The organism is Streptomyces sp. NPDC046303 (assembly GCF_055588085.1).
This window is the reverse complement of the sequence record NZ_JBVJFA010000009.1, coordinates 61,403-81,735: the sequence shown is the minus strand read 5'-3', so window position 1 is coordinate 81,735 and position 20,333 is coordinate 61,403. Positions and strand designations below refer to the sequence as shown.

Here is a 20,333-nt window from a genome sequence, read left to right as displayed (position 1 = left end):
CACCCGCAGAGGGTGCGCCCCTACCGTTCGCCCGTCTCGTTTCCCGTCTCACTTGGCAGATCCGGCGGGCTGGGCCCGTAGCCCCGTAGATAGATCATCCGGGACATCCGAGATACGGCTTAGGGGGTAGGCACCGCTGCACGGTCAAGGAACCTGCGCCTGAGTAGCGGCGTTTGTCGCCCTTCTCGCGGTGTCCGCGACGGCCTTCATGGCCTCATTGTCATGGCGCCGCAAGATAATGATCGCCGCCATAGAGATAAGACTCGGACCGCAGAGCAGGGAGGCGAGCCACCATGCATCCTTAGCTACGTAGACCCCGCCTGCCAGCATGGCGATACTCAAGATTGCTCCAACGACGAGGCTGGCCATACGGAATCGGTAACTGCGCACCTCGCGCGCTTCACGCGCCTGCCGTTCAGCCTTCTTCTCTTGCATGTCCAATTGCTTGATTCGAACCTGATGCTCACGCTGCAACTGCGGCTCAAGAGCCTCCAGGGCTATCTGAAGCTGCTCCGGTCCACCGAGCGCCTGTCCCCACTTCATGGCGATCTCAAGTCCGGCAGAGAGTAGAGGATCACCTCCCCTGGGCACTGGAGCCGTGCTGCCGTTCTCAACACTCACTCTTGCACGCCTCCGCCGCCGCGACCTGCTGGCGCGTAGTCAATTCCTGAAGGCTCGGGGGGCGGGCCGAGACGCAGGAAGAGCCGCGCAAGCGTATGCTCGATTGTTTCTTCGGCCGCCAATGCAACCTCCTGCGGATCCCCCCGCATAAATTCCTCACGAAGGGACTGGTCGATAGAACGGGCCCATTCAAGACCAGCGAGGGCGTACCAAATCTGCTTGGCCAAGAGATTCACCGAGGCTCGCTGGTCGACATTAATAGCCAGGCCCCGCAGCCGACCAATAAGCTCCTCGACAGCGTCGATTACTTCCTGTTCACCCTCCATCACGGCATCCTCGCGAAGGATGCCGGAATCAATAAAGAGAAGCCAGAGATCTTCGGCCGTGCAGTCCTGATGCAACTCACTCAAGCGATCCCGGATGACGGTACCGGCCTTCAACGAGTTGCGCACGTAACGCTGGTATTCAGGATCAGCCCAGCCCGCTCTTAAGCTGGGGTTCGGAGGATTGATAAAGGCACGCTGGACCAGCTCTTCCCGGCGGCTGAGGCCTCCAAATGGAGGATGGCGATCCGCGCCCCTACGAACCGACCCCCTCACCCCACGCGTGCTGCCTTCTCGGAGTGGCCTGCCAAGCCTACGAAAGAAGCCCATGCACCCCCCTGCGCCCGACTTGCCATGAGCGTAGCGAGCCCGCGCCCAGCAGGGGAGGTCCTTGACACAACAGCTAGGCAAGGACTTCCCGATCCTCCGATGGTGCGGGCGATAGGGGGCAAGGTCACTCGTGTGTTTGATCGCGCCGCTCCTACCTCCACCAGGCTCAACCCGTCAACTGTCCCCAACCAGAGGCAATTGGCGGTTCATCCTCTGCCCAAATCAGGGCATGGACTTGCACGGCGATGCTGCTGCGTACGCCATCCACCATGTGCTCGCACCGAGCGGCCATGGCGGTTGTTGACCCCCCATGAGTCCCATGACTGCCCGCTCAGGAACGCCAAGAATCAACAGCACTGTCGCGGCTGTGTGGCGCGCATCGTGCAGGCGCCCATCCCGGACGTCCGCCTCTACCAGTAGTCCCTTCCAATCGGCCCAGTCCCGTCGGTGGGACGGGCTTCGGCCGTGCTCGTCCGGAAACACCAGGCCGTTCTCCACCCAAAGCGACCCAGCCGCTGCGAGCTCCACTTCCTGTCCCTGCATGTGGATCCGCAGTAGTTGGACAAGCTGTTCCGGAACACCGACAGAGCGGTGGCCAGCCCGCGACTTGGTGGTGGAGGTCCCGGGTTGCTTCGTCGCCTCTGCGGGCAGTATCCCGCCTTACGGCCGCAAGGTCGGTGCACCCATGTGTGTACTGCGGCCGGTGGCGGCTGCGGCGCACCACCAGGAACCCTCCGTCAAGGTCCACATCGTCCCACTTCAGTGCCAGCAACCTCCCCTTGGCGCAGCCTGAGGGCGAGGGCCACGGCCCAGCGCGCGGAGTTCCGCTGGCGACCCGCGGCCTCGAGCAGCCGCTGTACCTCTTTCACTATGTAGGGCTCCACCGCGTAGTCGCCCGTCTTCGGGGCCTTGGCCAACTGGACGGGGTCTTGCCGAGGTGGCCGCGCCGTACTGCCTCGTTGAGGGCGTTGCGGAACGTGCCGTGTACCTGATGGGCGGTCGCGGGCTTGCTGCCGTTGGCCTGCATCTTCGCGTAGAAGATCTCAATGTGCTCGGGCGTGAGCCGGTCAAGACGGTGAGCCCCCAGCCCGGGGATGAGGTTGCTTCCGCACCGCGACGCCGTACCCGACCATCGTGTTGTCGTTGCCTACGAGGGGTGCGACGTTCTCGATCCAGTGCGTCAGCCAGGCTGACCGTCATGGCCTTGCCCGGCTTGCGCACCGTCTTGGCTTCTCGCTGCTTCTCCAGCTCACGTACAGCGTCAGTGACTTCGGCACGAGTCTTACGTTCGACGTCCGCCGGTCAGGCGTGCCGTCTTCGCGCACGCCGACCGTCACGCGGCCGTGCCACTTACCTTCCTTGCCGAGATAGAGGGAACTACGCCCGTTGGGCTGCCGGGTTCGCCTCTTGTCTTCCGCCACGGGCGGACTCCTTGAGGTTGAGGCAGTTGAAAACGACCGGAGCGCCGCCCTGTCGTGGGCGGCGCTCCGGTGCGAGGTGAGTCAGGCAGCCCGCTGCTCAGCGCGACGGCGGGCGAGATAGATGGCCGACGCGTCAGCGGGGACACGCCTAAGTCCGCCGATCATCAGGAACTCCAGTTCCCCGGCGCGGATGAGGGCGAAGCATGCAGTCCGACCGACCCGGAGACAGCGGGCTGCCTCTTCCTCTCGCCCTTGGCGTTCGGGGGGTAGGTACGCAGGTCAGCCAGGCGGTCACCGTCTCAGTTTCCGTCTCGTTCAGACCCGTCCGGAGCCGTTCAGGGCGGGCCAGTCTTCCGACGGTGACACGGAGATGAACGAGGTTGAACGACCCTGGATTGTGGCCCTGCCCCCGCCCCGGACAAACCTGCAAAGCGAGTGACGCCGGTTCGAATCCGGTCACGGCTTCCGGCAAAGGCCGCTCAGGCAATCCTGAGCGGCCTTTTCCGTTGCGCTCGTCAGGCGGCGCAGTTCAGCTGCTTGCGGGTGAAGTCCTGGTAGTCCTTCATCAGCTGGGTGTACAGAGGTCTGGCCTTCTCGCGGGGAACGACCGGTGTGCTGCTGATGTCGAGTTCCAGCTCGAAGGCTTCCGTCGGCGTCCGGCAGGTGTAGAGGAGCGCCGCGCCTCCGTCCCATACGAGGCCCTTGCGTCCGAGCGTGAGCAGGTCCGGCTCCTGCTTCTCGATCGCCGGCCAGAACGCGTCGGCGCCCAACGGCTTGCGCCAGGCCTTCGCCGTCATCACCGTCGCCCCGTCCATCTGAACCCGGCAGGTGATCGTCTTGAGATCGGCCGCCAGGGAGAAGGCGTCCCGGGTGTCTTCTGTGATCTTCTTCCCGGTGCCCAGAAGGGGAGCCACCGCCTTGCCCTCGAAGGCATCCCAACAGAGCCTGTCCGGCACTTCGGGATCGGCGGCCTTCTCCTTCGTGTCCGAACACCCGACCAGCAGGGCGCCGACGGCCAGCACGACGGCGAGGGCTCGCCAGGTCCTCACCCCTGTCATCAGGATGTCCCCTTCGAGCTGTCCTGGAGGTCGCGGCCGACCGAGTGGGCAACCGCCGACTCCTTGGACGCCGCACCGGCCAGCGTGTTGATGTCCTCCTGCGACATGCCCGACCCGGCGGCCGCGTGCCGCACGGCCTTCTCCGCCGCGCTGCTCGTCTGCCCTTCGGCGTTCGCGTACATCTTCGCCACAGCTTGCTCGGTGGTGGCGGTCTTCTCGTTGCCCTTGTCCTTGGCGTCCTCGACGAAGAGCTCGGTAACGTCCTCCTGGACCCAGCCCACGACGTCGCCGGCCACCGGTACCAGTTCCAGGTACTTACCGCCGGCGGCCGTGATACCGCGGTTGATCCACTTGGCGGTGTCCTCGACGCCCTTCACGTACTCCTCGTTCGTGTGGGCGGTCTCGGCGTGCATGTTCTGGGCGCGGGCCTCCGTCAGCATGCCTGAAATCTGGCCACCGGGCTGTACGGCGTTCTCCATGGCAGCGGCCAGGAGGCTGTGCTCGCCTCGGTGCTGGATGACGTCGTTGACCAGGACCGCCGTGAACGCCTGGTTGGCATTGGTGATCGCGCCGTAGGCCTCGGGATCCTGGCCGACCGCGCCGAGGAAGCGGGCCATGGTCGCCTTGTTGAACTCCGCCATTTCCCCCTCGACCTTGATCTGCCGCCCGCCGTTCTGGGCGGAGGCCTGGAGGTCCGGAACGTACTCGGCAGCCATGTTGCCGAAGTGGCCCGAGAGGGCGCCCAGCTTCGGCTTCTTGTCCTCGCCGGGCTCCGCCGCCACCAGCGACGGGTCGTCGCCGATCTTTTCGACGACCCGTTCCATGACCGCCGCCATCTCCTTGGTGTGCGGCACCGGCTTCGCGTCCTCGTCGCCCGGTACGCGGCCGCTCACCGCCGCCTCCAGGGCGTTGCCGACGGCCTCCTGCGCCGGGCCCGCCTCACCGTAAGGGTGGGCCGGGGTCCGGTCGAAGGCGTCGGCCCAGGGCTCCTTGTCCAGCATGTAGTCGACCATGCCCCGGGCCTTGCCGTGCTGGCCGTCCACCACCTTGTCGGCGGTGGTGACGATGCCGTCGCCGTTGCTGTCCTTGCGGACCGGCTCGTTGAAGAAGGCCGTCGCCGCTTCCGGGTTGTGGGACATCGCGTCCATGAGCCCGGTCAGCGGGTAGAAGCCGCGGCTGCCGTCCTTGCCCTGGCTGAGGACCGTCTTCGGGTCGTACGGGGACCCGTGCTCCCACGCCTTGGGGTTCTCACGGTCGAACGCGACCATGTCCCGACCGATCGAGGTCAGGAAGTCCTTGTCGTACCTGCCCTCGTGGAGCAGCGCGCCCAGCGCCTGGTAACCGTAGATCTTGCTGGTCAGGTCACCGGTGACCTGCATCTCCTTGCGGCCGGCCTTCATCAGGTCGGTCGTCCAGGCCGCATCCAGATGGTTCGGCGAGCTCTTCTGCGTGGCGAGCCCCAGCATCGCGCCCATGTCGTTCTGGATGTCGCCGACCATCGCGAGGCGGTCCTTGCCGGCCTCGCCCAGGGTCGACGCGTCGATGGACAGCTTCGCGTACGCCTCGAGAGTGCCTTCGGGGCCGAGTTTGCGGTAGAAGTCCGTCGAGAAGTCGGCGTCGGCCCGGTTGTCGTCAAGCAGGTCCTCCAGCTCGCGCAGCGCCTCGGGGTTGCGGGCCACCCCGCCGGGCTCCTGGCTGAGCTTGCGCATCAGCTCGGCTGCCCGGTCGGCCTGCTCGCCATCCAGGCTGGTGTACTTCGGCGCGGTGAAGTTGTGGTCGTCCGTGACGTTGGCGCGCAGTGCGCGGGCCAGGGAGTCGTCGGCGTCCGCGCAGTCCTCGACGAGCCGGTCCACCCGGGCCTGCCAGGCCTTGCGGTTCTCCTCCTGCTTGCGCTTGAACTCGGGGTAGTCCGGGTCGTGGCGGGCCGCGTACTCGGACTTCGGGTCCATCGGGACGGCCGAGACCTTACCGGCGGCGTCCACCCGGAACCCGGCGGCCGGGGCCTCCTCCTCGGCGGCCTTCTTCAGCGCGGCCCGGGCCGTGTTGAGGGTGGTGTGGGCGTCGCTCAGGAGCTGGTGCAGGCCCTTGGCCGCTGTGGCCGCGTCCTCGAACTCCTTGGCCGTCTTGGCGACGAACTCCCGGCCCACGCCGGCGGTGACCCCGCTCCACTCCGCCTTGTCGGCCTTCGTCTTCATGCCGTTGCGGGCCGCGTCGGCGAGTTCGGCGAGCTTGTCGGCCATCGCCTTCCAGTCGGTGACGGCCGTCTGGAGCTTGTCCAGCGGGGCGTTCATCACGTTCTCGTACGTCAGCATGCCGGTGCCTACTTGAGGTAAGAGTTGAGCGCGGAGGCCGTGAAGTCGGCGCGGAGTTGCTCCTCGTCCTTGGCGTGGGAGGAGAGCGAGTAGTTCAGCCCGTTGGAGATGGTCGCGCAGGCCGCCACGAGGGTCTTGACCTGGCTCTCCCAGAGCGTGTTCGCCTTGAGCAGCGCCGCGCCGCTGGCGAAGTTCTCCTTCGTGAGGGCGCCCGCGGCCTCGGAGGTGGAGGTCGCGGCGTGCTTGCCGTCCGTCTGGAGCCGGGAGTGCAGCTTGTACGCCTCGGAGCCGATGGCGCCGATGTGGTCCTGGTTGAGGTCGAGGCCGCCGCCCCCGGCGCCGCCCGGATCGGACGGGGCCTGGTTGAGCCGCATGGAGACGTTGGCGGCGGCCGTGGCGCGTGCCGCCGACCATTCCTCGTCGAACGACATCGCGTGAACTCCCTTGTCCTAGCGGTTACGGCGTACGACGACGGCCGTGACGGCCCCGCCGATCAGCAGGCAGGCTCCCAGCCCGAGTCCGATCCAGGGAAGGGCGCTGCCCTCCTTCTTTTCCTCGGCCTGGGGCGCCGGCTTGGGCGAAGCCGCCGGGTCGGGGGCTTTGCCGTCCGTGGAGGCGGAGGGCGACTTGGCCGCCGCCTCGGCCGCCGCCAGGTCGGGCAGCGGGAACTCGTTCGCGGGGCCGGGGTCGCCGGGGGTGGGCACGGCGATGCGGGGGCGGACGACCCCGTAGCCGACGTAGTCGTTGCGCTGGGAGCCGTCGACGGGCTTTCCGGCGGTGTTCAGGAGTACGCGGAGTACCTGGTTGTTGGTCCAGTCGGGGTGCGCGGACCAGAGGAGGGCGGCGGAGGCGGAGGCGAGGGCGGAGGCGTCACTGGTGCCGTGGGTCTTGCACAGCCCCGTCTTGCCTTTGCAGGCCGTCACGATGTCGATACCCGGGGCGGCCATGTCAATGTAGGGGCCTTGCTGCGACTCCTTGGTGGGCTCCCAATTGGCGTCCACTGCTGCGACGCCGACCACGCCGGGGGTTGCGGCCGGGTACATGACCGTCCTGTTCCCTTTATTGCCGGCACCGGCGAAGATCAGCTTCCCCTTGGAAAGCGCATACTTGACGGCGTCAGCCCGGTGGCGATCATCCTCCGGCTTCCCAGCACTCGCCATAGAGATGTTGATGACCTTGGCGTCCGAGTCTGCCGCGTATCGAATGGCTGCGACCATGGCCGGAGTCGCTGCCTCCTCCAGCACGTCCGGGACGCGGATCGGCAGAATTTTGACGCCGGGGGCAAGCCCGTAGGCACCGTCACCACTCGGATGCTTTCCGGTTCCGGCGATGACACCAGCCATGGTGGTGCCGTGACCGTCATAGTCGTTGTCTTTGCCGCCTTCGGCACTGCCGACAGGAAACGCGGCGCCGGGCAAGATCTGCCCCTCTAGCTCCGGAATGGTATTGACGCCGGTATCAATCACCGCAACGGTGATGCCCTTGCCTGTGCTGATCTTCCAGATGTCGTCGGCCTTCATGGCGTCGAGATGCCATTGCTGCGATCGAATGGTCTCCGCGTGGGCCGGGGTCGCGGCGACCCCGACCAGCAGCAGGCCGACCAGGGCCGAGGTCGCCTTACGCATGTGCATCCCGTACTACGTCCGTTCTGCTCAGTCGATCACCGGCGGAACAACACGACGGTTGCCCTGCCAGGTCTCTTCGTCCTCGGCCAGATAGTCGGGGCGTTCGCCCCTCTGGTCATCGCGTCGGCCGCCCGGAGCGGGCGCACCCGCGCCGATGCCACCAGCGTTGTTGCGGACGAGGCCCGAACCGCCCTGAGTGAACGGCGTCGCCCGACCGGCCGCCGCAGGCTGACGCCCGCCGACGATACCTCCCGGCTCCGTGGCCAGTCGGCGGCCCCCAGCGGGTCCGCCCACGCCACCATGGGCACCGCCCAGGCCGCCCCCCATCATGCCGTTCACGGGACGGCCGGCATGTCCGGCTTCCGTACCGATCACCGTGCCGCGTGGGATGCCAGAGCTTGGGCCGGTGGAGGTGACCGGGCGGCCGCCCATGATGCCGGTGTCGCGCGGGGGCAGGCCGATCTTGCCGAGGGGCCCGCTCGTGCCGGGCACCGGGCCGACGGGGCCGACAGGTCCGATGCCCGGGATCGTCCTCAGGCCGCCGACCTGTGGCAGAGCCACCGGCGGGACGATGGCGACGGGCGGGGGACCGCCAGGTCCTGTAGGCAGCGGGCCGACAGGCGTTGTCAGGGGAGGCGCGGTCGGGTTCGGGAGCGTGGTGACAGTGTCGAGATCCACGCCCACCTCGCGATCCGGGGTCAGCACCACGGGCGGCGCCGTCGGCGGAAGGGTGTTGTCCGGCTTCGGCGGGTGCCCGGGAACCCAGCCCGGTTCGTTCGAGGAGCCGCTCGCACCAGGCGCAGACGATGCGTACGACGAGCTTCCTGAATATGAGGCCGTTCCCGAAGTACCTCCGGGCCGAGCCATATCAGTTCCGTCGACCACACCTTTTGGTACGAAAATCCCCGGCGGCTCCGGGAACGTCGGGATCTCCGCCTTGTCCATCTCCGTCTTCGACAAGCTGTACGACTGCGACAGCTTCGTCAGCGCATCCACCGCCCGCGCGTGGTCCCCGCTCAGCTTCGACCACGCCTCCTGGCCCAGCTGCTTCGCGTCCGGGTCGTTGTGGTACTTCCGCGAGATCTCGAGGTTTTCCTTGAGCGCGGCCTCTGCGCCCGCGTCGTACTTCGGCATGTGGATCTCGGACATGGTCTGCGCGGCCAAGGTCATCCAGTGCCCGCCCGTGGCGCTGAAGTCGGCGAGGACCAGCGTGGCGCTGCCCGCGCGGTTGACCCACTCCTGGAAGGCGGTCGCGGCTTCGCCCTCCCAGCCCTTGACCCTGTGGTCCTTGAGCTTCTGGCCGATCTCCTTGATCGTCTTCGCGGCTTCGGTGAGCTGCGTGCCCCGCTGCGACACCGTCTTCGGGTCGAGCGAAGCGACCATCGCGGCCAGCTGCGCGTGCGAGTAACCCTCGAAGTTCGTCGCCATCAGCCCCGACCGCCCCGGTTCGTTCCGCCATTTTCCGCCGGTGCCTCGCCCGTCTTGTCCGCGTACGGGTCACGCTTCTCGACGTAGTTCTCCTGGGCTTCCTTGGCGATGGCCGCCATGCGCCGCTTGGTCTCCTCGTCCACGTCGCCGAAGCCCTTGCCCGCCGTCAGGATCGCGATGCCCAGGCCCTCGATCTGGTCCGCCAGGCCCTTGGACAGCTTCTGCAGCTCCGCGTGGACCGTGTTGTACGACTTGTAGAGGCCGTCGGCCTCCGGGAAGCCGGTGCCGAGCACATCCGGCGGAAGCGTGCCGTGGGCCAGCTTTCCGTGGTCCGCCTGGGAATCCTCCAGTGACGTCAGGAGGCCGTCCACCAGGTTCTTGTATTCCTTCATGGTGTCGTACTCGACCGACAGCGCGGCTGCCTGCGCCATGATCGCGTCCGCCAGACCCGCCGAAAGGTCCGCCCCCAACAGGCCTGGCCCAGTCTCTTCTGCCATGCTGGCCTCCCCGACTCCCCGTCCCCGTCCCCGTTCGCACGCGCGCGTGCGCAACCTCACCCGTCACTGTAGCGACCAGCACCGACAGCCCCAACTCCGAGGTTGCAGGTGCAATGCGGGTCACACGGTCACGAGTTGGGCGCGCCGACCGCCGCCGATGGCCGGATCGGGAGCCTGTTCACCGGGCGGCCCGTGGCCGCGCGGACCGCCGAGGCCACCGCCGCGGGCGCCGTCACCACCGGGACCGCACTGGCGGCCTTCGCCCCGAAGGGGGCCACCACGTCCCGTTCCTCGACCAGTTTGACGATGCGGACCACCGGGGCGTCCAGGGCGGTCGGCAGGGCGTAGCCCGTCAGGTCGGGGTGGCGGACCAGGCCGGAGACCGTACGGAGGTTCTCCGTCAGCGCCGCGCCCACGCCCTGGGTGACGCCCGCCTCGATACGGGCTTCCAGCTGGCGGGGGTTGAGGACGCGGCCCACGTCCTGGGCGACCGCCAGTTCCACGACGCGTACCGAGCCGAGTTCGATGTCCACGTCCACCACGGCGCGGATCGCGCAGAAGGCGAGGCCCACGAAGGCGTCGCCCTGGCCGTCCGCGTCCAGGGGTTCCGTCGGGTGGGGGCGGCACTGGGCCGTAGCCCAGAGCTCCTTGCCTTCTATGGCCTCCGCGACCGTCGTGGAGAACGCGCCGTCATACGACGTGATCCGGCCATCCGCGATCTGCAGCAGCTCCGTGGACATGCCGAGCTTGTGGGCCATCGGCTGGAGGAGCTGCGTGCGGACCATCTTCGCCGCGCGTTCCACCGCGCCGCCCGACACCCACGTGTGGCGGCCGTGCGCCGACGGACCCGCCGGCGGCTGGTCCGTGTCGACGGGGGCCATCGCCACCTCGTCGACGCCCAGGACCTCCTGGACGATCTGACGGGCGAGGGTCGCGAAGCCCTGCCCGGTGTCGACCGCCGCGCAGATGACGGTCGCGGTGCCGCCCACCACCTTCACGGTGGCCGTGGAGACCTCGTCGGCGCCCTCCGCGCCCAGCATGTGCACCATGCCGACGCCGTACCCGACGCCGCGCCGCACCGCGCCCGGCTCGCCCGCGCCCTCCGGGCCGCCGGGCAGCAGCCACTCGTCCTCCGGGGTGTCCTTCGGGAGCGCGGGCAACTCGAAGTCCCGTACGGCGCGCAGCAGTTCCGCCACCGGCGCCGGGCAGGTCACCGTCTGGCCGGTGGGGAGAAGGTCACCGGTGGCCAGGACGTTGCGCAGCCGCAGTTCCGCGCCGTCGATGCCGAGGGCGGCCGCCAGCTTGTCCATCTGGCCCTCGTACGCCGCGCACACCTGCATCGCGCCCTCGCCGCGCACGTGGCCCGACGGCGGGTTGTTGGTGCGTACCGCCCAGCCCTCCACGAAGGCGTGCGGGACGACGTACGGGCCGCAGGCGAAGGCCACCGCCGCCGCCAGCGACTCCGAGGACGCGTCGGCGTACGCGCCCGCGTCCATCAGGATCTGCGCCTCGACCTTGACCAGGCGGCCCTCCGCGTCCGCGTGGTGGCGGTAGCGCAGCAGGGTCGGGTGCCGGTGGGTGTGGCCGAGGAAGGACTCCTCGCGGGTGGCGGCCAGTTTGACGGGGCAGCCCGTGCGCAGGGCGAGGAGGCCGAGGGGGAGCTGGAACGCCGGGTCCTCGCGGTCGGCCGTCGCGCCCGGCACGCCGGTGACGACGACCCGCACGCGGTCCGGTTCGAGGCCGAAGCAGGCGGCCGCCAGGTCGCGGTCGCTGTGCGGGTCGGTGGAGGCGGTGTACAGCTCGACGCCGCCGTCGGGCCGCGGCACGGCCAGCCCGGCCTCGGCGCCGATGGGCGCGGGGTCCTGGCGGCCGATGCGGTACAGGCCCTCGACGACGACCTCGCCGGTGGCCTCCGGGTCGCCGTAGCGGAGCGGGATGTGCCGGATCAGGTTGCCGTCGGGGTGCAGGGCGGGGGCGCCGAAGGACTGCTCGGGGTCGGTGACCGGGTCGAGGAGCTCGTACTCGACGGCGATCGCGGCCGCGGCGAGCCGGGCGGTGTCCGGGTGGTCGGCGGCGACGGCGGCGATGGGCTCGCCGTGGTGGCGGACCACGTCGTGCGCGAAGACCGGCCGGTCGGCGATCCGGCGGCCGTGCGTGGTGGCGCCGGGGACATCGGCGTGGGTGACCACGGCGCGCACGCCGGGCATCTCGGCGGCGGCCGAGGTGTCGATGGACAGGATCCGGGCGTGGGCGTGCGGGGAGCGCAGCACGGCGGCCCACAGCAGGCCCTCGGCCCACAGGTCGGCGGCGTAGGGGAAGGTGCCCTCGCTCTTGGCGCGGGTGTCGGCCGCCGGGACCGACGCTCCGATGCCGCTCGGTGCCCGCTGCCCGGCGGCGGCCGGGGCGCCGGCTTCCGCCGCCAGGGCCGTGACCGTGGTGTTCACCGTTGTCGTCGCCGTCGCCGCGTCCTGCCCGCTCACGCCGTGCCTCCGTGGTGGATGCCGCCCTCGCCGGGCGCTGCCTGGTGCGGAATGCGCGCCTCCGGAGCCTGGGCCCGGGCCGGGGCCTGACCCGGCGCCTGCCCCGAAGCCTGTGCCTCGGCTCCCCCGGCCGCCGCCTCGCGCCCGGCCACGACCTCGCGCACGGCGTCGATGACTCCCGCGTACCCGGAGCAGCGGCAGAGGTTGCCGCACAGCGCCTGCCGCGTCTCCAGCTCGCTGGGGGCGTGATTGCCCTCCAGCAGGTCATGGATGGTCATGGCCATGCCGGGCACGCAGAACCCGCACTGCACCGCGCCCGACCTGCACAACGCCTGCTGCACGTCCGAGGGTTCCCCGTTCGCCGCGAGCCCCTCGACGGTACGGACCTCGCTGCCGGCGGCCGTCGCGGCCGGCACCAGGCAGGAGGCGACGAGCCGGCCGTCGACCTGCACGGCGCAGGCGCCGCATTCGCCCTGCGAGCAGCCGTCCTTGGCGCCGGCGAGGCCGAGGCGCTCGCGCAGCACGTAGAGCAGGGACTCGCCGATCCATGCGCCCGTGACGGGACGGTCGGCGCCGTTGACGCGCAGGACGTAGGAGGCCTGCGGGTGCTCGTGATGGGCGGCGGCGGCCCCGGCTTCCGCGGTTTCTTCTTCGTACGCCGGCACCCCGGTCGGGAAACCTTCGGAGGTGTCCTCGGCCGGCGGTGCCACAGCGATGTCGGCGGTGTCCCCGGTCGGCGTGGGGCCGGCCGGGATCCCGCCCGGGTCCGGTGCGGCTTCGGCGAAGCCGTGCCCGTCCGCGTCGGCCGACTCCGCCTCCGCCTCCGCCCCGGGCCCGTGCCCGGAAGCCGCCTCGACCGCAGGCTCCGCCTCGGGCGCATGCCCGAATGCCGCGAAACCGCGCCCGTCGCTTTCAGCGGCCACGGCAGACACGGCAGGCACAGCGGGCTCGGCAGGCCCGGCAGGCTCGGCAGGCCCGGCAGGCACAGCAGGCTCGGCAGGCCCGGCGGACACGGCGGGCTCTGCCGCCGCGGGCTGCGCCTCCGCCCCGCCCCTCGTCCCGCCGAACAGGTCCAGCCCGCCGGAAGCCACCGGATGCGGCCGCTCCTCCTCGGCCGGAATCGCCGCCGCGCCGTGCGCGGCCTCGATGTCGTGCGGGGCCGGGTGCACCGGCTCGCCCGCCTCCGGGAGCGGGGTGCCGACTCCGGGGCCGCCGAGCACGCGCGGCCCGCGCCGCGGCGCGGAGCCGACCCCGGGCCCGCCGAGCAGCCGCTCGGCCGCCGCCGCCGAGGCCACGGCTTCGTCGGTTCCCGGCAGCGTCCCGAACTCCGCCGGCAGGGTCCCGGCCTCCGGCTGCTGCGCCGCGTAGTCGGGGTGGTCGGCCCACGGCGCCGCGGCGCCGCCCGGCAGCGTCGCCGGGGCCTGGCTCCAGTCGGCGGCCCACTGGCCGGTCGAGGAGGCCTCGTCGGGGAAGCGCCACTCCGCCGTCGCGCCCGCGTCCGGCTCCTGCTGCGGGGCGGGCGCCTGCTCCGCCTCCGGCTCGGCCTCGGCGAACGCCGCGGTCACCGATGCCGGCATCGGGATCGAGGCGGGAATCGGCCCGCCGATCGGAGCGGGGGCCGGGGCGGCCGGGGCCGCGGCGGCGGCCGGCGCCCCCGCCTCGGGCCACTGCACCGGGATCGTCCACGTGCCCGTGGCCGCCGGATCGGTGCTGGCCGAGCCGAGCGGCACGATCATCGGCGGCGGCGCGTACCCGTGCCCGGGCGCGGCCAGCGGCTCCCCGGTCCCCAGCGCGTCCAGCATGTCCTGCGGCAGCTTCACGAAGGCCGTCGCGTCGGAGTCGTACTCGCCGCCCTGCGGCACCGGCTCCCAGCCCCAGCTCGCCGTACCGTTCCCCTGGGTCACGTTCTCGTTCTCGTTCCCGCTCATGAGCTCAGCGCCCTCCCCAGGGCCCTGCGCGCCAGCACGGCCACCGTCCGCCGCAGATGCAGTACACCGGGGGCCACCGGTTCCCCCTGGTCGGGCACGCAGGCGGCGGCGACGTACTCGCCGAAGGCCTCCAGTGCCTCGGGAGCCAGGTTCCGCTCCCCGTCCCAGTCGATCAGCGAGGCCACCCACTGCTCGGCCTCCAGCGGGCGCAGCGGCATCGGGGCGACCGCCCCGACCGCGCAGCGCACGCCCCGGCGCGCGGGATCCAGCACCAGCCCCACGGACGCCACCGCACGCCCGGGTCCGGTGCGGCCCGTGGCCTTGAGGAACACCTGCGGGGCGTGCAGCAGCGGCACCCGGACGAAGCCGATCAGCTCGCCGGGCCGCAGCATCTCGCGGCCGGCCAGCAGGTGCGACACGGGGATCTCGCGCGATCCGGCCGGGCCGACGATGACGAGGACGGCCTCCAGCGCGGCCAGCACGGGCAGTGCGTCGCCCGTGGGCGCGGCGGAGGCGACGTTGCCGCCGAGGGTGCCGGCGTTGCGGATCTGCGGGGGCCCGGCGGCGCGTGCGGCGGCGGCCAGCGCGGGGATCAGAGCGGCGAAATCCGGCCGTCCCATCCGTGCGTGGGTGAGTCCCGCGCCGAGCAGCGCGTGGCCGTCCTGGTACTGCCAGCCGCGGATCTCGTTGATCCGCCCCAGGCCCACCAGTGCGGCGGGCCGCAGCTGCCCGGCGTTGACGGCGGCCATGAGGTCGGTGCCGCCCGCGACGGGCACGGCGGCGGGCATGGCGGTGAGTGCCGCCACGGCCTCGTCGAGCGAGGCCGGCAGCGTCACGGACTGCGCCGCCTGCGGTGCGTGCGTGGTCAACCCAGCTGCCCCTTCCCGATGTCCCGGTCCCGGCGCTCACGCCTGTCCGCCGTACGGTACGTGCTCACCGCCGGGAGGTGGCAACTCTGGCACATCTTCCCCGACGCCCGGCGCGAGGGTCGCCGGGGGCGCCCCCCGGCCGGATGTCCGCCGGCCCGGCATCACCGGCCGCACCGCGGGGACCCGCACCGACCGCTTGCTGACCGTTTTTCCCCGTATCGCCGGAAATCCAGCCAGAGTTCCGGTTCTTGTGTGTGTCACACGTTCGGGGGCGTCCCGTCCTTCGGGCGCCCGAGCACCCCGGGGCGCCGCTGCCACGGCAGGGGCCCGGCCGGTGGCCGGTATCCGACGCCGAGGGCGTCCAGCCGCGCGTAGTGCGCCGCCATCCGCGCCTCGAACCCGGCGAAGTCGCGCTCGGGCGGCGCCGGCTGCCAGGACCACACCACCTCGGCGAAGGCCGCCAGCCGCGGGAACACCTGGTAGTCGAGGCGGTCCTGGTTCTCCGTCACCTCGGTCCACGCGTTGGCCTGGGCGCCGAGCACGCGGGCGGCGGCCTGCGCGGACAGTCCGGCGGGGACGGGCTCGAAGCGGTACACGTCCTCCAGCGTCCGGACGTACGCGATCGGCATCGGCTCCTGCTCGCCCGGCGCCTGACGGTAGTCCAGGTACACGTGCTGCTCGGGGCACATCACCACGTCGTGCCCGGCCTCGGCGGCGGCGATCCCGCCCGCGTACCCCCGCCACGAGGAGACGGCCGCGCCCGGCGCCAGCCCGCCCTCCAGGATCTCGTCCCAGCCGATCAGCCGCCGCCCCCGCTCGGCGAGCCAGGTGTCGAAGTGCCGGATGAACCAGGACTGCAGCCCGTCCTCCCCGTCGACGCCGAGCTCCCGGATCCGCTCCTGCGCGGTCTTCGAGGCCTTCCACTGCGCCTTGGGGCACTCGTCGCCCCCCACGTGGACGAAGGGCGAGACCTCGGCGGGGAAGAGCTCCAGCAGCTCCTCGAAGACCCCTTCGTAGAACCGCAGCACGGCCTCGGTCGGCGCGAGCACGTTCTCGTTGATGCCCCAGTCGTCCCACACCTCCAGCGCCCCGGTGTCGACGACGTCCGTGTTGCCCAGTTCGGGGTACGCGGCGATCGCGGCCTGCGAGTGGCCCGGTACGTCGATCTCCGGGACCACCCGGACGTGCCGCTCGGCGGCGTAGGCGACGATCTCGCGGATGTCGTCCTGCGTGTAGTAGCCGCCGTGCGGGGTCTCGTTCCACAGCGACGAGGCGCGGTGGCCCCACCGGCTGCGCGCCCGCCACGCCCCGACCCCGGTGAGGCGCGGATAGCGCTTGATCTCCACGCGCCAGCCCTGGTCGTCCGTCAGGTGCAGGTGGAGCACGTTGAGCTTGTGCGCGGCGAGCAGGTCGATGTACCGCAGGACGGTGTCCTTGGGCATGAAGTGCCGGGCGACGTCGAGCATCAGCCCGCGCCACCCGAACCGGGGCGCGTCCGCGATCCGTACGTACGGCAGGCTCCAGGCGCGCCCGGGCAGCGGGGCCTTGCGGTACACGTCCGGTCCCAGCAGCTGGCGCAGCGTCTGGACGCCCCAGAACAGCCCGGCCGCGCTCGCACCGGTCAGTTCGACGCCGGTCGCGTCGACGGCGAGCGAGTACGCCTCACGACCGGGCCCGCCCCCGGCGCCCGGCCCCTGCCCGGACTCCGGACCGACGGGGTCCGCCGGGCCGACCGGGTCGACCGGGCCGATCCGCAGCCGTATCGCGGCCGCCTCACCCGGCCCGGCGGCCGGCAGGCTCCAGCCGGTGGCCGCGCCGAGTTCGCGGCGCAGCAGGCGCGCGGCCCCCTCGGCGCCCGGCCCGACGGCGAGCACCGGCTCGGGCCCGAACGGGTAGCGGCGCCCGCCCTCGTCGGAGACGGCGACACGGGGTGCGGGGATCAGGTCCATGCGTCAGCCCTTCGCAGCAGCCTGTTGCGCCCTGCGCAACGCCCGTTCCGCAGAGTGCTCGTCGCGCCGACCCTAGTACGCCGAAGGCCCCCGGGGTACGCCGATGCGCACCCCGGGGGCCTTGGTCTGCCGCGGAGGGCCGGACTACGTGTCCTTGCCGCCCTTGTCCTTGTCCCCGCCGGGGCCCATGGACTCGTAGATCTCCTTGCACATGGGGCAGACCGGGTACTTCTTCGGGTCCCGGCCCGGCACCCAGACCTTGCCGCAGAGCGCGACGACGGGGGTCCCGTCGAGCGCGCTCGCCATGATCTTGTCCTTCTGGACGTAGTGGGCGAAGCGCTCGTGGTCGCCGTCGCCGTGGGACACCTGTGGCGTCGGCTCTACGAGGGTCCCCGTACCAGTCCCGCGCTCGGGCTCAAGAGTGCTCATAAAAGCCAGGGTACTGAACGCCGCCGTGGTCAGTTGAGCGACGGGTCGTCCGGATAGGTGGCCACCATCGCCAGCTCGCTGCGCTGGCGGCGCAGGACCGCCCGCCACAGGCGCTCGGGGTCCGGGAAGGACACGTCACCGGGCTCCGACTCCACGACGTACCACGCGCCCTCGCCCACCTCGACCTCCAGCTGGCCGGGGCCCCAGCCCGAGTAGCCGGCGAAGATGCGCAGCGAGCCCAGGGCCGCGGCGAGCAGTTCGGGCGGGGCCTCCAGGTCGACCAGCCCGATGGCCCCGTGCACCCGGCGCCAGCCGAGCGGGCCCTCCTCGCCGGGTATGACCGCCACGCCCAGGGCCGAGTCCAGGGCGACGGGGCCGCCCTGGAAGACCACGCCGGGGTCCCCGGCCAGGGGCGCCCAGGGCAGCAGGATGTCGCCCACGTCCACCGGGGTCGGCCGGTTGAGGACCACGCCGAGCGAGCCCTGCTCGTCGTGGTCGAGCAGCAGCACCACCGCGCGGTCGAAGTTCGGGTCCGCGAGGGCGGGGGTGGCCACGAGCAACCGCCCTGTGAGGGAGGACACCTCGGTCATGCCGCCATGATCCCGCACATTCGCCCGTTACGGGGAGCGGGCGGGAAGATCGGATCGCCCGCAGCTCAGGGCGCACGGCAGCAGGAGGGAGGGCGCGCGGACGGCGCGAGCGGAACGCAACGCTCCGCCATGTGGTGGGTACGGAGGGTGTTGTACCGAATTCATGACAGTCCTACGGCCGCGTCGGCCATACAAACAAAGGGGTGGTGGCCCTTACTCTTTTCCCTGGCCCCCTGCCCATCCCACTCCGGAACGCGAGATTCATGACCGGCACAGTCAGTGACGATGTACTGCTTGTCCACGGCGGCACCCCGCTCGAGGGCGAGATCCGTGTCCGCGGTGCGAAGAACCTCGTGCCCAAGGCCATGGTCGCCGCTCTGCTCGGCAGCGAACCCAGCCGGCTGCGCAACGTCCCCGACATCCGTGACGTCCGGGTCGTGCGCGGGCTGCTCCAGCTGCACGGGGTGACGGTCCGTCCCGGCGAGGAGCCGGGCGAGCTGGTGCTCGACCCGACCCACGTCGAGAGCGCGAACGTCGCCGACATCGACGCCCACGCGGGTTCGTCGCGCATCCCGATCCTGTTCTGCGGCCCGCTGCTGCACCGCCTCGGCCACGCCTTCATCCCGGGCCTCGGCGGCTGCGACATCGGCGGACGGCCGATCGACTTCCACTTCGACGTGCTGCGCCAGTTCGGCGCGACCATCGAGAAGCGCGAGGGCGGCCAGTACCTGGAGGCCCCCCAGCGCCTGCGCGGCTGCAAGATCCGCCTGCCCTACCCCTCGGTCGGCTCGACCGAGCAGGTGCTGCTGACGGCCGTACTGGCCGAGGGCGTCACCGAGCTCAGCAACGCCGCCGTGGAGCCGGAGATCGAGGACCTCATCTGCGTACTGCAGAAGATGGGCGCGATCATCTCCATGGACACCGACCGGACCATCCGGATCACGGGCGTCGACCGCCTCGGCGGCTACAACCACAAGGCGCTCCCGGACCGCCTGGAGGCCGCCTCCTGGGCTTCCGCGGCCCTGGCGACCGGCGGCAACATCTACGTCCGCGGCGCCCAGCAGCGCTCGATGATGACCTTCCTGAACACCTTCCGCCGGGTCGGCGGTGCGTTCGAGATCGACGACAACGGCATCCGCTTCTGGCACCCGGGCGGCCCGCTCAACGCCATCGCGCTGGAGACGGACGTGCACCCCGGCTTCCAGACCGACTGGCAGCAGCCGCTCGTGGTGGCCCTGACGCAGGCCACCGGCCTGTCGATCGTCCACGAGACGGTCTACGAGTCCCGCCTCGGCTTCACCTCCGCACTCAACCAGATGGGTGCTCACATCCAGCTGTACCGCGAGTGCCTGGGCGGCTCGGCCTGCCGTTTCGGCCAGCGCAACTTCCTGCACTCGGCGGTCGTCTCCGGCCCCACCAAGCTGCAGGGCGCCGACCTGGTCATCCCCGACCTGCGCGGCGGATTCTCGTACCTGATCGCGGCGCTGGCGGCCGAGGGCACCTCGCGGGTCCACGGCATCGACCTCATCAACCGCGGCTACGAGAACTTCATGGAGAAGCTCGTGGAGCTCGGCGCGAAGGTCGAGCTGCCGGGCGGCGACCTCGTCTGAGCCGTAAGCGGATCCGGCCAGAGCCGCCGTCAGGCCGTCGGACCGTCAGAAAGCCCCCCGGAGGCCCCCGCAAGGGCCCCGGGGGGCTTTCTCATGGCCGCGGGCTCCCCCATGGCGCCTCAGGCGCCCCCCGGGCTCCGGCGGGCCCCCGGGGGTCAACGGCGCCCCACCGGGCCGGACACGGGCGGGCAGGGGCGGGCACGGGCCCCGCAACGGCCGAAGGGCGGCCACCCCGTCGGGGGTGGCCGCCCTTCTCCGTACTGCTGCCGCTCCACAGGCCTGTGCGGCCTTCGGCGGCGGGGCAGGACTACTTGCCCTTGGCGGCTTCCTTGAGCTTGGAGCCCGCGGAGACCTTCACGCTGTAGCCGGCCGGGATCTGGATGGGGTCGCCGGTCTGCGGGTTGCGCGCGGTGCGAGCGGCACGGTGGGTGCGCTCGAAGGTCAGGAAGCCGGGGATGGTGACCTTCTCGTCGCCCTTGGCGACGATCTCGCCAACGGTCTCGGCGAGCGCGGCCAGAACGGCGTCGGCGTCCTTGCGGGTCACCTCGGCGCGCTCGGACAGAGCGGCCACCAGCTCACTGCGGTTCATGTTGTACTCCCGTGTTCAACTTGCCTTAGAGGCGTGAGATCGAAGCCGATGCTGCCAGGGCCCTCGGACAGTCCCCGGACCCGGGTCTGAACGTCAGACCCTCTCGCCCGGTTACGCATCCTGCCCCCACCAGCGGCGGGAAAGCCAATCCGGCACCCGCCGGGGTCACACGAAAAGCGCCACAGTCACGCCGCGGTGACGCTCCGTCCACGCCCTCGCCCTACGCTGCTGCGCACCGCGGACCTCGCGGGCATCCCCGCAACCCTAGAGGCGC

The 20,333-nt window shown here is 71.0% G+C and carries 16 protein-coding genes and 2 pseudogenes; 1 reads left to right on the top strand and 17 read right to left on the bottom strand.

Annotation, left to right across the window (positions count from 1 at the left end):
* Positions 1–144 precede the first annotated feature (144 nt).
* The 16 genes and pseudogenes from ACZ6I1_RS11835 to ACZ6I1_RS11760 form a co-directional block, all read right to left on the bottom strand.
* Positions 145–621 carry a hypothetical protein gene (locus ACZ6I1_RS11835; RefSeq protein WP_469285987.1) on the bottom strand — a complete coding sequence of 159 codons (477 nt, stop codon included), beginning with the start codon at positions 619–621 and terminating at the stop codon, positions 145–147.
* Positions 618–1,073, bottom strand: coding sequence for a hypothetical protein (locus ACZ6I1_RS11830; RefSeq protein ID WP_469285985.1), 456 nt, complete (start codon positions 1,071–1,073; stop codon positions 618–620). Before ACZ6I1_RS11830 ends, ACZ6I1_RS11835 begins: the two co-directional genes overlap by 4 nt.
* 367 nt (positions 1,074–1,440) lie before the next feature.
* Positions 1,441–2,695 (bottom strand): annotated as a pseudogene (locus ACZ6I1_RS11825) (tyrosine-type recombinase/integrase).
* A gap of 81 nt (positions 2,696–2,776) precedes the next feature.
* Positions 2,777–2,938, bottom strand: a pseudogene (locus ACZ6I1_RS11820) (excisionase family DNA-binding protein); the annotation flags it as partial.
* A gap of 272 nt (positions 2,939–3,210) precedes the next feature.
* Entirely contained in the window at positions 3,211–3,753 is a 543-nt protein-coding gene (locus ACZ6I1_RS11815) for a hypothetical protein (RefSeq protein ID WP_469285983.1), read from the bottom strand.
* Positions 3,753–6,065, bottom strand: coding sequence for a hypothetical protein (locus ACZ6I1_RS11810; protein WP_469285981.1), 2,313 nt, complete (start codon positions 6,063–6,065; stop codon positions 3,753–3,755). The genes ACZ6I1_RS11815 and ACZ6I1_RS11810 overlap by 1 nt, the downstream gene beginning before the upstream one ends.
* 8 nt (positions 6,066–6,073) lie before the next feature.
* Positions 6,074–6,496, bottom strand: a complete 423-nt coding sequence (locus tag ACZ6I1_RS11805) for a hypothetical protein (protein ID WP_469285978.1) — start codon at positions 6,494–6,496, stop codon at positions 6,074–6,076.
* 18 nt (positions 6,497–6,514) lie between these two features.
* On the bottom strand, positions 6,515–7,690 hold the full coding sequence (gene mycP, locus ACZ6I1_RS11800) for a type VII secretion-associated serine protease mycosin (RefSeq protein ID WP_469285976.1): 1,176 nt from the start codon (positions 7,688–7,690) through the stop codon (positions 6,515–6,517).
* Positions 7,691–7,717: 27 nt separating this feature from the next.
* The gene (locus ACZ6I1_RS11795; protein WP_469285974.1) at positions 7,718–9,118 is read right to left on the bottom strand and encodes a WXG100 family type VII secretion target; all 1,401 of its coding nucleotides are present in this window, start codon (positions 9,116–9,118) and stop codon (positions 7,718–7,720) included.
* The gene (locus tag ACZ6I1_RS11790; protein ID WP_469285972.1) at positions 9,118–9,615 is read right to left on the bottom strand and encodes a hypothetical protein; all 498 of its coding nucleotides are present in this window, start codon (positions 9,613–9,615) and stop codon (positions 9,118–9,120) included. Before ACZ6I1_RS11790 ends, ACZ6I1_RS11795 begins: the two co-directional genes overlap by 1 nt.
* Before the next feature lie 128 nt (positions 9,616–9,743).
* Positions 9,744–12,038, bottom strand: coding sequence for a xanthine dehydrogenase family protein molybdopterin-binding subunit (locus ACZ6I1_RS11785; RefSeq protein WP_469286268.1), 2,295 nt, complete (start codon positions 12,036–12,038; stop codon positions 9,744–9,746).
* Between the two features lie 53 nt (positions 12,039–12,091).
* The gene (locus tag ACZ6I1_RS11780; protein WP_469285970.1) at positions 12,092–14,023 is read right to left on the bottom strand and encodes a (2Fe-2S)-binding protein; all 1,932 of its coding nucleotides are present in this window, start codon (positions 14,021–14,023) and stop codon (positions 12,092–12,094) included.
* Positions 14,020–14,892: an FAD binding domain-containing protein gene (locus tag ACZ6I1_RS11775; RefSeq protein WP_469285968.1), complete on the bottom strand. Its 873-nt coding sequence runs from the start codon at positions 14,890–14,892 to the stop codon at positions 14,020–14,022. Before ACZ6I1_RS11775 ends, ACZ6I1_RS11780 begins: the two co-directional genes overlap by 4 nt.
* Positions 14,893–15,149: 257 nt before the next feature.
* Entirely contained in the window at positions 15,150–16,841 is a 1,692-nt protein-coding gene (locus tag ACZ6I1_RS11770; RefSeq protein WP_469285966.1) for a beta-N-acetylhexosaminidase, read from the bottom strand.
* A gap of 144 nt (positions 16,842–16,985) precedes the next feature.
* Positions 16,986–17,270 (bottom strand): DUF3039 domain-containing protein, encoded by a 285-nt coding sequence (locus ACZ6I1_RS11765; RefSeq protein ID WP_469285964.1) that lies wholly within the window; start codon positions 17,268–17,270, stop codon positions 16,986–16,988.
* Positions 17,271–17,299: 29 nt separating this feature from the next.
* Complete coding sequence (locus ACZ6I1_RS11760; protein WP_469285962.1) at positions 17,300–17,860, bottom strand: YqgE/AlgH family protein; 561 nt, start codon at positions 17,858–17,860, stop codon at positions 17,300–17,302.
* 263 nt (positions 17,861–18,123) lie between these two features.
* On the opposite strand from ACZ6I1_RS11760, the gene murA reads away from it, so the two are divergent.
* Positions 18,124–19,470 carry a UDP-N-acetylglucosamine 1-carboxyvinyltransferase gene (murA, locus tag ACZ6I1_RS11755; protein ID WP_443299193.1) on the top strand — a complete coding sequence of 449 codons (1,347 nt, stop codon included), beginning with the start codon at positions 18,124–18,126 and terminating at the stop codon, positions 19,468–19,470.
* A 307-nt stretch (positions 19,471–19,777) separates the two neighbouring features.
* On the opposite strand, the gene ACZ6I1_RS11750 is transcribed toward murA, so the two are convergent.
* Positions 19,778–20,059: an HU family DNA-binding protein gene (locus ACZ6I1_RS11750; RefSeq protein WP_007264399.1), complete on the bottom strand. Its 282-nt coding sequence runs from the start codon at positions 20,057–20,059 to the stop codon at positions 19,778–19,780.
* Positions 20,060–20,333 lie beyond the last annotated feature (274 nt).

Excerpts from the sequence above, each read along its gene's own strand:
- ACZ6I1_RS11770 (WP_469285966.1), bottom strand. The coding sequence starts at position 16,841 with ATGGACCTGATCCCCGCACCCCGTGTCGCCGTCTCCGACGAGGGCGGG.
- ACZ6I1_RS11765 (WP_469285964.1), bottom strand. The coding sequence starts at position 17,270 with ATGAGCACTCTTGAGCCCGAGCGCGGGACTGGTACGGGGACCCTCGTA.
- ACZ6I1_RS11795 (WP_469285974.1), bottom strand. The coding sequence starts at position 9,118 with ATGGCGACGAACTTCGAGGGTTACTCGCACGCGCAGCTGGCCGCGATG.
- ACZ6I1_RS11815 (WP_469285983.1), bottom strand. The coding sequence starts at position 3,753 with ATGACAGGGGTGAGGACCTGGCGAGCCCTCGCCGTCGTGCTGGCCGTC.
- murA (WP_443299193.1), top strand. The coding sequence starts at position 18,124 with ATGACCGGCACAGTCAGTGACGATGTACTGCTTGTCCACGGCGGCACC.
- ACZ6I1_RS11750 (WP_007264399.1), bottom strand. The coding sequence starts at position 20,059 with ATGAACCGCAGTGAGCTGGTGGCCGCTCTGTCCGAGCGCGCCGAGGTG.
- ACZ6I1_RS11760 (WP_469285962.1), bottom strand. The coding sequence starts at position 17,860 with ATGACCGAGGTGTCCTCCCTCACAGGGCGGTTGCTCGTGGCCACCCCC.
- ACZ6I1_RS11810 (WP_469285981.1), bottom strand. The coding sequence starts at position 6,065 with ATGCTGACGTACGAGAACGTGATGAACGCCCCGCTGGACAAGCTCCAG.
- ACZ6I1_RS11780 (WP_469285970.1), bottom strand. The coding sequence starts at position 14,023 with ATGAGCGGGAACGAGAACGAGAACGTGACCCAGGGGAACGGTACGGCG.
- ACZ6I1_RS11805 (WP_469285978.1), bottom strand. The coding sequence starts at position 6,496 with ATGTCGTTCGACGAGGAATGGTCGGCGGCACGCGCCACGGCCGCCGCC.
- mycP (WP_469285976.1), bottom strand. The coding sequence starts at position 7,690 with ATGCGTAAGGCGACCTCGGCCCTGGTCGGCCTGCTGCTGGTCGGGGTC.
- ACZ6I1_RS11790 (WP_469285972.1), bottom strand. The coding sequence starts at position 9,615 with ATGGCAGAAGAGACTGGGCCAGGCCTGTTGGGGGCGGACCTTTCGGCG.